We start from the raw sequence: 14,523 nt of genomic DNA, 5'->3' as shown, positions 1-14,523 counted from the left end.
TCCCTTATCTGCTTTTTTATTCTGAACGCGAAACAATACTCTCTTCGACCATCTTGTATTTGTATTTATAGCGTTGATTGACCAAGCAAATACCAGCTACCATCACGATGCTGACCAAGAGGTAGTTCAAAAGAGCACCGTGGTCTCCAATGATTGGTGGACGCTTTAAGAAGCCGTAATCTCCACTGGTCAAAAGGTTGACCAAAAAGATGACTGCATTCATTCCAAAAGTGATCTTAACAATTCGTAGGCTGTCTTGTTTTTCCGACTGATAAAAATCCTGCAGGTAAATCAAACTATTGGCAAACAAGGCCCAGTGACTAAAAATCAGATTGAGTACGGTGATATGGGGGAATGGGAAGGGATCAAAGGCCGGATACACCAAGGCGGCAATGGATCCTAGAACTCCCAATAAGGCAAAATATTGCTTGATATAGGTCCCTCTAGGTGCAAAGAGGATCGCAAGCATGGCCAAGCGACAATGATAAAAAGGCAAATTATCTGTCAGAGGCATGTGGGCTAGAATATACCAAGCATTGATGGTCAAGACTTGAATCAATTGTGCCCAGTACCAAAAGCGTTGGTAGCTTTTGGACTGCGCATATTTGATGGAAAAGTAGCCAACCACCAACAAAGAAGCTGGCAGAATGAAATACCATAGCCCAAACTCAGGCGGGGCTGATTTTTGGTTCGTAAACAATAAATCCCAAAGTGTCATTTTTATATCCCTTTAATTTATAGATCGTTTTTAATCACAATACAAATCTCGTTTCCCATCATAAACCTCCCAAAGGAAATTCAATTGTTCTTCTGTATTGCGCTTGGTAGAAAGAGCAGGCATTTTCTCTCTCTCAAAAAATGCAAGATCGGAAATTTCCTGATTCTGTTGAAAACTTCCATCCAGCAATTCACATTCAAATACCAATTTCACATATTGGCGGCTTTGCAATTGGTAGCGATTGGTATCAAATACTGCCAACAAGCGATTGACACGTGCTACATAGCCCGTTTCTTCTTGGATTTCCTTTAAAATATTTTCTTTAGGAGAATAGCCAACCTCACCAAAACCACCCGGCAAAGCCCAGGTCTCTTCTCCCTGACCTTTCACCAGACAAAGTTTTCTATCTTTGACAATCCAAGCCCTAACATCAATTAAGGGGGTGTCATAATAGTTTGTCGGTCGAAACAAATCCGATAATTCTTGTGAATTCAGATCAGTCATTTCTCTCACAAGATCCTGTAAAATTTCACGAATATCCTGGTAGCGCTCTCGATCAAATGGATCTTTTGAGAAGGCTAAGCCTGTATTGGTGATTGAAATCAAGCGCTGAATGTCCTTCAGTACATTATTACTTACCATTCTCCAATTCCTCTACTAATTTGGCTAGATTCATGGAATTGCTTCCCTTGATAAGGATTTGGTCTTGCTCTTTCAAGTTTTCCTTGACTTGTTTGACCATGTCCTCAAACTGGTCTTCCTCAGCTGTTTTCTTGAAATAATAGACATGTCCGAGTGGGAACATCTGACTCGCTAACTGAGCCAATCCCGCAATGTCTTGGCCATAGAAAATAACCGTATCCAAAACATCCGGCGAGAGGCTAAGAATCATTTGGTTGTGCAGATCAATAGATTGCTCCCCTAGTTCTTTCATATCTGCAAGGACGGCTAATTTTCGACCATTTGGATTGGCAGGAATAGTTGAGAAGGTTTCTAAAATTAGGCGCATGGCCGTTGGATTGGCATTGTAGACATCGGATAGGATATCCGCTCCGTTACTGGCCTTCTTCCATTCTGTCCGGTTGCGCGTCAATTGCAGGGTTTCAAAACTATCACGAATCGCAGCTTCACTCACTCCTTCTTGCAGGGCAACATAAGCTGCAATCATGGCATTGGTCGCATTGTATTTTCCTGTTACTGGAAGATCGATCGCTTTTTCTAAGAAATTAGCTCGGAAGGTTAAGCTATCCTTTCGCTCGATTAACTCGGTAATAAAAATCTCCTCGTCTGGACCAAAGCGGACGACTGTTTGCTTTTCAGGAAGGTAGGCATCGACGATCGGATCAGCTGGAACCACCAGAAGGCCACCTTCTGGCATGCCATCCGCAATCTGGAGTTTTCCTTTTGCGATCTCACTTCGATCTTTAAAGAATTCCAAATGGGCTTCTCCAATCAAGGTGACAATAGCAGCTTTTGGATGCGCCAGTTCTGACAAGAGATGGATATCTCCTAGATGGTCTTGCCCCATTTCAAGGACGAGTTTGTCCGTCCCTTCTGGCATATGCAAAACCGTATAAGGAAGACCAATTTCGTTATTATAGTTTCCTTGTGTTTTATAGGTCAGGTAGGTGGTGGACAATAGCTGTGCCAACATATCTTTTGTGGTGGTTTTACCATTTGACCCCGTTACTGCAAAAACATCTACTTTTGTCTTTTGAAGATAGGCTGCAGCTAGTGTTTGAAAAGCGCTCAGCACATCTTCCACCAAAATATAAGGGTGCCCTTCGATCACTTTCTCTGAAAAAGTGGCTACGGCTCCATTTTCAAAAGCAGTCTCAATAAAGTCATGACCATCACGCGCTCCCTTTAAAGGAACAAACAGGTCTCCAGGCCCAATCAAACGACTGTCAAATTCCGGCTTGACGAGGGCCACATCTTCAAATTGGCTGATATCATTTTTTGCACGTACTAGATGAGCAACTTCATGTAATGTGAGATTCATATCCGACTCCTCAGTTCTCCGTAACGTCCTCAAAGATTTGGACGCTCCTATCAAATTCTTCTCATTATACCATATTCTAGACCACAAAAAAAGCCACCAAGCGGTGGCATCTTTTCTTACAACAAATGCGCTTCGTGTTTTTGGAAGACTTCTTTTCCAAGCTCTACTAACTTGGTGATCAAATCTGTATAGTTGAGTCCCATATTGTCCCAAAGCAAAGGATACATAGACCATTGGGTAAATCCAGGCATGGTATTGAGTTCGTTTAAGAAGATCTCTCCTTTATCAGTATAGAAGAAATCACAACGCGCCAAGCCCAGACCGCCGACCGCACGAAAGGCTTTTTCTGCGTTGGTCCGCATGGTTTTCACAACCTCAGGGTCCAATTGAGCTGGAATCGCCATGGTAATTTTGTTGTCGATGTATTTGGCATCATAATCATAGAAGGCCACATCTTTCACAACTTCACCTGGCAAGGTGCTCTTCACATCATAGTTTCCAAGTAGTCCAACTTCGATCTCACGCGCATTGACTCCTTGTTCTACCAAGACACGGCTATCGTATTTGAAGGCCAATTCGAGAGCAGCCCGAAGCTCTGTTTGGTTTTCAGATTTTGAAATCCCTACACTAGAGCCCATATTGGATGGTTTGGTAAAGACAGGATAAGGGAGATTAGCTTCAATTGTAGCAATTTTCTCTTCCAAGTCATCGCCTTCCACTACAGCTACATAAGGAACTTGTGGAATCCCTGCAGACTCCAAGACCCGTTTGGTCGTGATCTTGTCCATCGCAACACTGGAAGCTAGGATGCCACAGCCGACATAAGGCATCTTCAAGACTTCTAAGAAGCCTTGAATGGAACCATCTTCTCCCATTGGTCCATGAAGAACTGGAAAGACTACTGCTCCTTCCTTGTAAATCGCAGATGGTGCCACTTTTTTAGACCAGTCCACTGTATCATTGGTCATCAATTTCTCATCATCCGCTGGTTTTTCTTCAAAAGCTTGCGTCTGGATGAAGTCTCCTGACTGCGTAATAAAGTAGGTTTGAACCGAAAATGCTTGGTAATCAATCGCGCGCATCACGCTTTCTGCTGAAAGAACAGATACTTCACGTTCTGCACTACGTCCACCATACAACAGGATTAAGTCTTGTTTACTCATAGTTTCTCCCTAATTGTTCCCTTGATTTCTTACTTGATAGTATACCACAATGATAGCCCTTTCGAAAGAACTTCTCTTATAATTCTGTCCGATTTTCGATCGCGCGAAGAAGGGTCACTTCGTCCGCATACTCGATATCGGCTCCAACTGCTAGCCCCCGTGCCAAACGGGTCACTTTGATGCCTGCTGGTTTGAGCACGCGTGAGATATACATAGAAGTCGCTTCCCCGTCTGCCGTCGCATTGGTCGCAACAATGACCTCAGTAACTGTTCCATCCATCAAGCGACTGAGCAAACTCTTGAGATTGATATCATCGGGTCCCACGCCATTCATGGGTGAGATCAAGCCATGCAAGACATGATAGCGACCGTGGTATTCCTGGATATTTTCCATAGCAGAGACATCCCGGCTATCTTCTACAACAAGAATGAGGGATGGATCCCGCGTTTCATCTCGACAAATCTCGCAGGTTTCTTCATCAGTCAAATTGCCACAAATACTGCAATACCCTAGCTCACGCTTGGCATTTAGTAAGTTCTTGGCAAATTCATTAACATCATCATCTGACATGCCAATAGTGTAAAAAGCAAGACGGGTCGCTGTTTTGATCCCAATTCCTGGCAACTTGGAATAGCTGTCAATTAATTTTGCAATAGGTGCTGGATAAAGCATAGTTTCCTTTCTAATTCATGGGGTGTTTCTGATTGTATAAGTTAATAATGTCACGCGTAACGGAATGACTAACTGTCGCCTGTAGATTGGTATTATGTGGAAAGACCACCGCTACCGCAATCTTTGGATTATTCGATGGTGCATACGCCACCACATTAGTATTAATGGCTTGTTTGCCCCCATCGACAGTGGTTTCAGCTGTACCAGTCTTTGCACTGATGGGCACACTGGCCCCACGACCAACGGTTTTTCCTGTCGTCAACCCACTCGTACCATTGGCCACTTGGTAAAACCCTTGCTTGATCAAAGCCATGTTCTCCGCTGAGATATGGACTTGATTGAGCTCCTTGGCTTCGATCGCTTTTTTCAACTGACCGAGGCCACCTTGATCATTATTGTCATAGATGCCTTCGACGACATGAGGACTCACCCGCTTCCCATCATTTGCAACGGTTGCCGCATACTGAGCCAATTGCATAGGGGTGTAGTTGTCAAACTGGCCAAAGGCATTGGTCAAATAATTACCGACTGTATACTCTTTCGGGATAAAACCGGTCGATTCATTGGGAAGGTCAATCCCCGTTGACGTTCCAAGACCGTACTCTGCAAAAGTAGAACGGAGTTTTTTCATAGCAGGGTCCACTTGATCTACTTGTAAGGTCATATTTGGAGTGTAGGGTTGCCCCATCATCTTAAGAGCAATTTGAACCATGTAGGTATTGGAAGAATATTCCAAAGCTTCTACTGCATTGATGGAGCGACTGCCATATTGGGTAAACCAAGAGTTAATCGGCGTTGATCCTGCAAAAACAATGGGCTGATCGGTCAGTACTTGATTGCCGGAAATGGCACCATTTTCCCATCCTGAAGTCAAGGTTGCTCCTTTAACGACCGATCCTGGGACGAAAACATTGGTGACTGTTCCCAAAGCATCGGTTGATAAATCTTGACTACCAGCCTGGTGTTTGATCCCTGCCATGGCAAGGACTTTCCCTGTATCAGGCTCAAGGGCTACAGCATAGACACCTTCGGAGTAGGTCGCATTTCCAGCTTGCAACTCTGCGCTAAAGGCAGAGCGGAGAATATCTTCCACCCCTTTTTGGAAATCCAAGTCAATCGAGAGCTTGAGGTTTTCCCCCTTAGCTCCTTTTGAAATGTCTACCACTTTATCCATATTGCCATTTTTATCCAGGAGAATTTCTTTTTCACTGCGTTTTCCTTGAAGGACGTTTTCGTATTCCTTTTCGAGATAAGAGGTTCCAACCCGGTCATTGAGGGCATAACCTTTTTTGACATAGTCCTCGACTTCTTCTGCTGGAAGTCCTGCCTGCTCAGTCGAAACCGTTCCGATGATAGAAGCTAAAGGAGTATCCAAAACCTTGCGGTCCCAGCTGGTCGTGATCGCAATTCCAGGAAGGTCCTGACTGTCAGCCGCGATGGTCGCAATCTGCTCAGCTCCTAGTGCTTGCGTCGAAATAATCCCCGTCGCAAAATTCTCCACAGCATTCATCTGGCTATAAAGATAGATAATCTTTTTCTCATCATCCGTGTAACCGAGTTTTGAAGGGTCAATGCTGTCCGCTGCTGCTTGATAGATTTTAGCTTCTGGTAGACGATTGCCATCGGTATCAAATTTCTTTTTCTCAGGCAGGTGCTCTACGACCTCTTGGTATACTTTGGTATTGGCTAGATAGTAATCCACTTCTTGCCGTTCGGTTACTTGAGGATTTTCTACATCGACATACTGCAAGAGTTTTCCAGCTGTCTCTCGCATTTCTTGGGCCGTCATTTTACGATCCCGAGTAAAGGTCAAGACTTGTTTTCCCACATTTTCCACCAAGGGCTTACCAGAAGCATCATAAATTTGCCCTCGCACACTCCCTTGTTTGACCGTCTTTTTGGTAGCTTTTGCCAATTTATCCGTATAGTAGGCTTGGTGAGAGATCTGCATATAGCCAAGTCGGGTAATCAGAACCAAAAAAAGAAGGCAAATCAAACTAAACAGCAGATAGAGTCTGCGTGTGATCGAATGATTCTCAAACTTCCGTATTTTTTTCTTCATGAAATGTTCTATCCTTCTTTTCTAATCAACACTTACTTTACATTTTACTATTTTTCCAAGAGTATCTCAAGAAAAGGAAGGGACCTTTCCTGGAATTTTATGAAGAAAAAAGATTGGACATGCTCGCCCAATCTTTTTTTCTAATAAGTCACATCATTGATTTTTCCTTTGTCATACTCAGCAATGAAAATATCCAAAACGTTGTCATAGCCTTCTTTTTCCAATTCAGCCCGCAACCACTCTTCACTTTTCCCAATTGATTCCAAAATTTCAAGCTGAACCACGCCATCTGTAATGATCGGGTATTTAGGATTTTCATCTCCCGAACGTACAATAATCAATTGACCATTTTGTTCAATAACAGCGCGCTTCACATCTTTTAATTGAAAAATCCCTTGTCCACGTAGTTTCAAGGCAACATCTGAAGCAGAAAGTCCCTTGGATCGACAAGCTTCCGGATCAAGCTTCCCATTTTTGATAATGACAGTTGGTTTGCCATCGATCAAGTGCTTCATAAAACGGACATTGGTATTGAGCCATTTTAAGAGTAAGATCAAAATAGTCCACATCAAGAGAATCACAATGTATTGAAGAATGGTAATGGAGCTATTGTAGATGACCCCACCAATAATTCCCCCAAGAACAAAGTTCTGTATCTGGTCTACTGCAGAACTTGGTGCTAAGTTTCCTTTCCCGGTCACATTGATTACAAATACCAAGGAAATCAAGCCGAGAGCTAATTTAATCAAAATGGCTAAAAAATCTACTGTCATTTGTTCACCTCCACAAGTTCTACGTCTGTTTTATACAAATCCATTTTTTCTAATAGATAGTTATCCGGATCAGAGCCTGCGATAGCTCGGTAATAAACCTCTCCAACCTTCAGGATCGCCCCATCTGTGGCTGCTGAAGTATTGACATAGACATCTTCTTTTTTGACATCCAACTCCTTTGAGATGACCTCAATAAAATGGAGTGAGCGTTGGAACTGGTCATTATTACTTTGGCTATTTTGAAAATTGCTGATACTGATCAAGACCACTACCACCAGAGTTAAAATGGAGATAATAGACAATTCGCGGAATTTGCTATCGTGCTTATTCCGATAGGCTTTCGCCGCAAAAAAACCAGTCAGAAGAATGAGCAAGCCAGATATCCCAATGGTCACCCAGTTTTGCTGGCTGATCTGACTCAATACATAGTCATAAGAGTAAAATTTCATAAACAACTCCCTTTCTCCAAATGAATTCAAGCTATTATAATGGATTTTATAAGAATTTTCAAGGCATTGTGATCAGGAAATCATTAAAATTTTGTTATAATAAAACTATCAATTATGTCAAGAAAAGGAAACACAATGAAACTCATTTCATGGAATATCGACTCGCTAAACGCTGCATTGACTAGCGACTCAGCACGCGCCAAACTCTCTCAAGAAGTCCTTCAAACCTTGGTCGCTGAGGATGCAGATATCATCGCCATTCAAGAAACCAAGTTATCCTCCAAAGGACCTACTAAAAAACACCTCGAAATTCTTGAGGAACTCTTCCCTGGCTACGAAAATACCTGGCGCTCTTCTCAAGAACCAGCTCGCAAAGGCTATGCTGGAACCATGTTCCTCTATAAAAAAGAGCTTACTCCCGTTGTGACTTTCCCAGAGATCGGTGCTCCTTCGACCATGGACTTGGAAGGTCGGATCATTACTCTGGAATTTGGTGGCTTCTTTGTAACACAAGTCTATACTCCTAATGCCGGTGATGGACTCAAACGTTTAGCAGAACGTCAAGTCTGGGATATCAAATATGCGGAGTACTTGGCTGAACTTGATAAGCAAAAACCTGTCCTTGCTACAGGTGACTACAACGTGGCCCACAAGGAAATCGACCTTGCTAATCCAGCCAGCAACCGTCGTTCACCAGGTTTCACAGACGAAGAACGTGCAGGCTTTACCAACCTTCTAGCAGCAGGCTTTACAGATACCTTCCGCCACCTCCACGGTGATGTGCCGGAGCGTTACACTTGGTGGGCACAACGCAGTAAAACCTCAAAAATCAACAATACAGGCTGGAGAATCGACTATTGGTTAACCTCAAACCGCATTGCAGACAAGGTTACTAAATCAGATATGATTGACTCAGGCGCTCGCCAAGACCACACACCGATTGTCTTGGAGATTGAATTATAAGGATTTTCTTTATGAACTACAATGCAGTAATTCCCGAGTTTATGGTATCGAATATAGAACAGTCCCGTTCCTTCTACTGTGATTTACTGGGTTTCACCATTGAATACCAGCGTCTAGAAGAAAAATTTCTCTTCCTGTCTCTTGAAGATTGCCAGCTCATGCTAGAGGAGGGAACAAAGGATGAATTAGCTGAACTAACCTACCCATTTGGTCGTGGAGTCAATATCTCCTTTGGTATAGAGGATGTCCCTAGGCTCTATCAGAAATTGTTAGAAGCCAACTATCCTATTCATCGCCCATTGACCAAAAGAAAATTTCGTGTTGACGACCATTATATCTATCCTCATGAATTTGCAGTTTTAGATCCAGATGGCTATTTTTTAAGATTTAGCGAATAAGAGAATAGATCACTAGAGTAGAAAAAGAAACAAAAAAAGAAAGAGACTTGGACAAAAGTCCTAGCCTCTCAATTATTTTTGGATTGTCGAGCAAGACGCAGTGGTTGAGTGGGCTCTACTACGCTGATTTCATCAGCTTTTACAGCCCTACTCAACTGTGCGGAGGTGGGACAACGAAATCGAATTCTAACGAATTACCAATTTCTGTCCCACTCTCTTTTAGTCTTTTGGGGATTATTTCCCAGGAATATTTGGATCTAAGCCCCAAGATTGCTCGAGAACAGGTCTTAAGGCTTTAATCATATCTTCTGAACCTACGATTGTGATATTGTATACTTTATCGCCTTTTTGGAATACCCATTCGTACAAAATGTTCCCATTTTTAAATGTTACTTTTATTAAGAAAGCGTCCTCACTGGCAAAAATAGCTTTTACACCTTCTAAACTAGTTTGATTTTTGGCTTTTCCCCAGAAGCTATATAAACGGTCCGCAAGTAACTGTGCGTCAAAGGTTTCGTTGGGGCCAAGTTCAACAGTATCTTTAGTGTTTGATTCCATTAACAACATATTGTGTTTGTCTGGTGATGAATATTTGAGCGTTTTGCTACTTTGAGTTTTGCTACTTTGAGCTTTGAAATTATATACGACCCAATCTTTAGGGATATTGATATAACCAAAATTTTCATTTCCGATACGTTGAGTATCTGCAAGGGATATTTCTTTTGCCCTAGAAGAAGACCCAGGAGTTGTTGTTTGAGCTTTTGTCGTTGATGCAGCCGTAGTTTCTGTTGCTTTCTTCTCTCCGTTTCCGCATGCTGCTAGTATAAATGCAGATAGAAGCATTACAGAGCTTAATATTATTTTGTTTTTCATCAGGATTGTTCTCCTTAAAGTGGTTGACTCACATGTATTATATCATTTTTTATAGTTTATTTAAATTAAAACAGGAAACGCTTTCACTAAAAAGCATAGGGTATAACAAAAGAAAATTTCGTGTTGGTGAACAGTATATCTATCCTCATGAATTTGCAGTTTTAGATCCAGATGGCTATTTTTTAAGATTTAGTGAATAGAATGATCATCACCCGTCTATGAGCCATACCCAAAAATCTATTTTTGTGAGTACAGTTCAATAGCGGGTGATTTATTTATCTTTCATCTTAAAGAATGAGACAGACTGACTTTCGAGACATAAAAAAACCGGAGCCTTCACATGACGGCTCCGACTTTTTTATCTTCATTGATAGACCAATGATTGATTTTTTTATTTTTTCTTCTCAATGTGATCTTTGAGATCTTCTTGAGCTTTTTTATTGGATTCTGCTTTTTTCTTCAACCATTCTTCTTTAGCCTTGTTAAAGTCTTTTGTGGTGACAACATCTTTCGACATTTCAAGGTATTTGTAGAAGGTTCCTGTTCCTTTAGTACCTACCCATGAAGCAGCACGGCTGTATGGCACGGTCCGTTGAAGCATTGGAGCACCACCATTTGAGACAGTTGGAAGCGTAATCGAGCTATCTGTCAACCAAGCTTGCGCTGCTGCATATTTTTCATAGCGTTTTCCTTGATCCAACAATTCAGCATCGGCGTCTTTCAACATGTTAGCGTATTGATCCAAACCAACTGTTGCAATGGCTGGATTGTTTGAACCTGCATCAATACCAAGATAGTAGAAGACAGAACCATTTACTGGGCTGATACTTTCGAGGTAAGTCGATGGGTCTTGGTAGTCAGGAGCCCAACCACCGCCTGAGATATCGTAATCTCTCGCAGCCGCTGTATCGCTGAAGTAGGTGATATTTTGGAAATCATCATCCGATACCTTTTGAAGGTCCACAACGACATTGTCTGCACCAAGCGCTGACTCTACAGATTGTTTGAAGGAGCTAGCTTGTTGGACCATGCTGTTGTCCACTTGGCTAACAATGTAGTCCAAATGAATTGGGAATTGAACGCCTTGTTTTTGCAATTCAGCTTTGGCTTTCGCAAAGGAAGCTTTGGCTTTTTCTGGGCTGTAAAGGCTCGTTTGACCATCGTCCAGGCTCACACCCTTCCATTGATCCCCATAGGTAACCAATTGTTTTTCAACGACCTTACCAAAATCTTCTCCATTGACTTGGACATAAGTTGGTGGCACCAAAGTGCTACGAAGGGTATTTTCAGCCGCATCAGATCCAGATACTTGTGCCGCATATGATTTGCGGTCAAAACCAAAGTTCACCGCTTGACGGAAGTCCTTGTTCAGGATTGCTTTCTTGGTAGAAGCTTTTTGTTCATCCGTTGTTTTGGCTGTGTGGTCATACTTTTGACGGTCCAAGTTGAATCCAAGGTAGTATGATGTTCCCAATTGCAACCCGTAGACAATGTTGTCGCCAAAGTTTTTCTTGACGCTCTTATACGTCGAACTGTTTGGCATAACAGAGGCAAAGGAGTATTGACCTTTTTCAAAGTTTTTAATGATTGCATCTGGGTTTGATCCATCATTAAAGGTCAATTTGACATTGTCGATATGAACATTTTTCGCATCGTAATAGTCTTTGTTCTTGACCAATTCAATCTCAGATTTTGAAGTCAATGATTTCAAGTAATATGGACCATTGTATAAGATGCTGCTAGGTTTCAAAGAACCAAAATCTTTTCCTTGAGATTCCAAGAACTTAGCATTGACTGGGAAAAGAACACCTGAAGTTGTTTTGGAGTTCCAGAAGCTTTCTGGACGGACCAAGGTATATTGGATGGTGTGGTCATCTAAAGCTTTGACTCCAACCGTGTTAAAGTCTTTGGTTTCCCCTTTTACGTAGGCATCCAAACCTTTGATCGAATTTTGAATCAAGAAGAGACCTTCTGATTTTGACTCAACCGCGTGTTTGATCCCTGTAACAAAGTCTTGAGCCGTTACATCACCATATTCCTCACCCTCACTCGTATACCATTTGGCATCCTTACGAAGTTTGTAAGTATAGGTTAATCCATCTTCAGAGACAGTCCAATCTTCTGCTAGACTTGGCACAAAGTTTCCGTATTGGTCATTTTCAAGAAGACCATCTACAAGGTTACTTGTGACATCTGAAGTCGTTGTACGAGTTGCAGCGATGTAATCCAAGGTATTTGGATCTGCTGAATAAACGAATGAGTAAGTTGCTTGGTTGCTACTACCTCCGCTACACGCTGCTAAGAGAAAGGCACCTGCAACAGAAACTCCTGCAAGAGCTAACAGTTTTTTTGCTTTCATCACTATCTCCTTATGTTAGATTTTCTACCATTATACACTATTTCTTAAAAAAAAACCAAATTTATTTTAAAAAAGTTCGTTATTTCTGAATGAATATAATAAGATATAAAGAAAAAGCATCTTGAAATCGATCTCAAAGAAGCCGGATAGGGGAGTCTAGGCACCTACCACCAGATCCAACAAAGATATCACCTTTCAATCCTTTTAATAAATATACGTTTCAGCACAAAAAAGAACCTCTGCTCTTTCGAGCAGAGGAACTGATTGCTAATCAAAATGATAGAGTTGTGGGTACTGGTCACATTCAGGATTTTTAGGATGGCAGATAGCCCGTCCAAAGTAAATCATGGCTTGGTGAGCTGCCAGCCATTCGCTCTTTGGAAGAACATCCATGACCCGCTTTTCAACTTCCAATGGCGTCGCTGATTTCTTGACAATATCATGGTGCTTGCAGATCCGCTCCACATGGGTATCGACAGCAAAGGCTGGAATCCCAAATCCTACACTCATGACGACATTTGCTGTCTTACGTCCTACTCCTGCCAGGCTTTCTAACTCTTCACGAGTCTGAGGCACTTGCCCATCAAAGTTGTCTAGCAATTGTTGGGCACATTTTTTGAGAAATTTGGCCTTATTTCGATAGAGACCTAATTTAGAAATATGCTTGGCGATAGCTGCTTCACTGGCTGCTGCCATGGCTTGTGGGGTTGGAAAAGCCGAAAACAAACCTGGTGTCGCTTTGTTAACAGCCGCATCAGTCGTCTGAGCCGAGAGCATAACCGCTACTAATAATTCAAAATGGTTGCGAAAATCCAAACTTGGCTGAGCATCCGGAAAGAGGGCAATAATTTCTTCAATCACATGACGGGCCCGTTTTTTTGATAAGACCATAACTTCTCCTTTGCATTACTAGACTTTATTATAGCATGAAAGCACCCTATTTCTGAAAGAATCAGCTTCAAAAAAAGAAGAGGGACAAAACGAATTGTAAAAAATTCATCCAATCCCACTTCTATCTATTTTTTGTTTTACACCAATCTCTTTAAGAAGGTAATCAGGGTTTGAGCAGAGCGCTCACCAGCCTCTACGATAAATTCATCAAAAGAGAGATTGGCTGAGTGATCTGCCGTATCACTCATAGCTCGAATAACCATAAAGGGACGTCCAGCTGCATGAGCGGCTTGGGCAATGGCTGCCCCTTCCATCTCAACTGCTAATACTTCTGGGAAATGCTCCCGAATTGCTGCGACTTTTTCTTCACTCGCGATAAAGCTATCTCCTGTTGTAATCAAGCCCACATGCGTGGTTGCAGCTTCTTCTTCCAGAACTTTTTTCATTTCTGATACAAAATAGCGACTGGATTCAAAGTAGAGCGGTTGACCTGCCATTTGACCATACTTGTAGCCAAAGGCTGTCACATCCACATCATGATAGGCCAGTTTGTCGGCAAGGACAATATCCCCAACAGCCATTCCCGGTGCGACTGCTCCTGCAGATCCGGTATTGATAATAGCTTCCACTTTGAAATCATTGGCTAGAACCGCTACACTCATGGCAGACATGACTTTCCCGATGCCACTTTCAACCAAAACGACTTCATGGCGACCAATCGATCCTGTATAGTAGACTTTTCCAAGACGCAGATGCTTTTCCCCATTTTCAAGGGCTTCAACCAAGATCTTCAACTCCTGGGGCATGGCTGCGATAATTCCAATTTTCATATCCATTCTCTCCTTGTGACGACCTTACAGACGCCAAATAGCAATGATCAAAACAATGAGGAGCACAATGATCCAGAACAAAATCTTATTGAGTTTGGATTGGACCACACTTTGTTTGCGCTCTTCAATGCGACGACTCTTGGTCACAGTGGGCTCCACTTGGATCTGCAAGGTATCCTGTGAATAGCTCTCCTGCGGGCGCTCCATACGGCTTTCTCTCATAGGACGTTCGTAGCCAAATCCCCTGTGGTCTGTCCGAATAATCTTCGTCTCTTCAGCATCGACCATTTTAGGACTCGAAATGTCCTCACCTCGCCTCGCTCGTTCAATCATTTCATCGGTTAATAAAGGTTTTCCCATCGGATCCTC

Annotated in this window: 15 protein-coding genes and 1 pseudogene; 3 read left to right on the top strand and 13 right to left on the bottom strand. The window is 42.3% G+C overall.

From position 1 onward, the window contains the following. Nucleotides 1–16 precede the first annotated feature (16 nt). The 8 genes from I2E70_RS00295 to I2E70_RS00260 form a co-directional block, all read right to left on the bottom strand. Complete coding sequence (locus I2E70_RS00295) at nt 17–718, bottom strand: TIGR02206 family membrane protein (RefSeq protein ID WP_070505821.1); 702 nt, start codon at nt 716–718, stop codon at nt 17–19. Nucleotides 719–748: 30 nt separating this feature from the next. After that, nucleotides 749–1,360, bottom strand: coding sequence for an NUDIX hydrolase (locus I2E70_RS00290; protein WP_195422896.1), 612 nt, complete (start codon nt 1,358–1,360; stop codon nt 749–751). After that, nucleotides 1,350–2,720 (bottom strand): UDP-N-acetylmuramoyl-tripeptide--D-alanyl-D-alanine ligase, encoded by a 1,371-nt coding sequence (locus I2E70_RS00285; protein WP_195422895.1) that lies wholly within the window; start codon nt 2,718–2,720, stop codon nt 1,350–1,352. The genes I2E70_RS00290 and I2E70_RS00285 overlap by 11 nt, the downstream gene beginning before the upstream one ends. A gap of 116 nt (nt 2,721–2,836) precedes the next feature. After that, nucleotides 2,837–3,883 (bottom strand): D-alanine--D-alanine ligase, encoded by a 1,047-nt coding sequence (locus I2E70_RS00280; RefSeq protein ID WP_070450454.1) that lies wholly within the window; start codon nt 3,881–3,883, stop codon nt 2,837–2,839. 76 nt (nt 3,884–3,959) lie between these two features. Beyond that, nucleotides 3,960–4,556 carry a recombination mediator RecR gene (recR, locus tag I2E70_RS00275; RefSeq protein WP_021152853.1) on the bottom strand — a complete coding sequence of 199 codons (597 nt, stop codon included), beginning with the start codon at nt 4,554–4,556 and terminating at the stop codon, nt 3,960–3,962. A 10-nt stretch (nt 4,557–4,566) separates the two neighbouring features. Then, nucleotides 4,567–6,618 carry a penicillin-binding protein PBP2B gene (gene pbp2b / locus I2E70_RS00270; RefSeq protein WP_195422894.1) on the bottom strand — a complete coding sequence of 684 codons (2,052 nt, stop codon included), beginning with the start codon at nt 6,616–6,618 and terminating at the stop codon, nt 4,567–4,569. A 140-nt stretch (nt 6,619–6,758) separates the two neighbouring features. Then, complete coding sequence (locus tag I2E70_RS00265) at nt 6,759–7,391, bottom strand: DUF421 domain-containing protein (RefSeq protein ID WP_195422893.1); 633 nt, start codon at nt 7,389–7,391, stop codon at nt 6,759–6,761. Beyond that, the gene (locus tag I2E70_RS00260) at nt 7,388–7,840 is read right to left on the bottom strand and encodes a DUF3290 family protein (RefSeq protein ID WP_155167863.1); all 453 of its coding nucleotides are present in this window, start codon (nt 7,838–7,840) and stop codon (nt 7,388–7,390) included. Before I2E70_RS00260 ends, I2E70_RS00265 begins: the two co-directional genes overlap by 4 nt. Before the next feature lie 135 nt (nt 7,841–7,975). On the opposite strand from I2E70_RS00260, the gene I2E70_RS00255 reads away from it, so the two are divergent. Continuing rightward, complete coding sequence (locus I2E70_RS00255; protein WP_195422892.1) at nt 7,976–8,803, top strand: exodeoxyribonuclease III; 828 nt, start codon at nt 7,976–7,978, stop codon at nt 8,801–8,803. A gap of 11 nt (nt 8,804–8,814) precedes the next feature. Next, entirely contained in the window at nt 8,815–9,201 is a 387-nt protein-coding gene (locus tag I2E70_RS00250; RefSeq protein ID WP_003014423.1) for a bleomycin resistance protein, read from the top strand. A gap of 234 nt (nt 9,202–9,435) precedes the next feature. On the opposite strand, the gene I2E70_RS00245 is transcribed toward I2E70_RS00250, so the two are convergent. Beyond that, entirely contained in the window at nt 9,436–10,074 is a 639-nt protein-coding gene (locus tag I2E70_RS00245; RefSeq protein WP_195422891.1) for a hypothetical protein, read from the bottom strand. A gap of 107 nt (nt 10,075–10,181) precedes the next feature. Between I2E70_RS00245 and I2E70_RS00240 the strand changes: the two are divergent. After that, nucleotides 10,182–10,274 (top strand): annotated as a pseudogene (locus I2E70_RS00240) (VOC family protein); the annotation flags it as partial. Nucleotides 10,275–10,465: 191 nt separating this feature from the next. Here the strand turns inward: I2E70_RS00240 and I2E70_RS00235 are convergent. The 4 genes from I2E70_RS00235 to macP form a co-directional block, all read right to left on the bottom strand. Continuing rightward, nucleotides 10,466–12,433, bottom strand: a complete 1,968-nt coding sequence (locus I2E70_RS00235) for a peptide ABC transporter substrate-binding protein (protein ID WP_195422890.1) — start codon at nt 12,431–12,433, stop codon at nt 10,466–10,468. A gap of 267 nt (nt 12,434–12,700) precedes the next feature. Next, entirely contained in the window at nt 12,701–13,324 is a 624-nt protein-coding gene (gene nth / locus I2E70_RS00230) for an endonuclease III (protein WP_195422889.1), read from the bottom strand. A 137-nt stretch (nt 13,325–13,461) separates the two neighbouring features. After that, on the bottom strand, nt 13,462–14,154 hold the full coding sequence (locus I2E70_RS00225; protein ID WP_195422888.1) for a 5'-methylthioadenosine/adenosylhomocysteine nucleosidase: 693 nt from the start codon (nt 14,152–14,154) through the stop codon (nt 13,462–13,464). A gap of 24 nt (nt 14,155–14,178) precedes the next feature. Then, nucleotides 14,179–14,514, bottom strand: a complete 336-nt coding sequence (gene macP, locus I2E70_RS00220; RefSeq protein ID WP_155171489.1) for a cell wall synthase accessory phosphoprotein MacP — start codon at nt 14,512–14,514, stop codon at nt 14,179–14,181. Nucleotides 14,515–14,523 lie beyond the last annotated feature (9 nt).

It is taken from the genome of Streptococcus parasanguinis, from assembly GCF_015556095.1.
Taxonomy (GTDB): Bacteria; Bacillota; Bacilli; order Lactobacillales; family Streptococcaceae; genus Streptococcus; species Streptococcus parasanguinis_Q.
The sequence above is the reverse complement of the archived record's forward strand: the minus strand, read 5'-3'. Positions and strand labels throughout refer to the sequence as shown.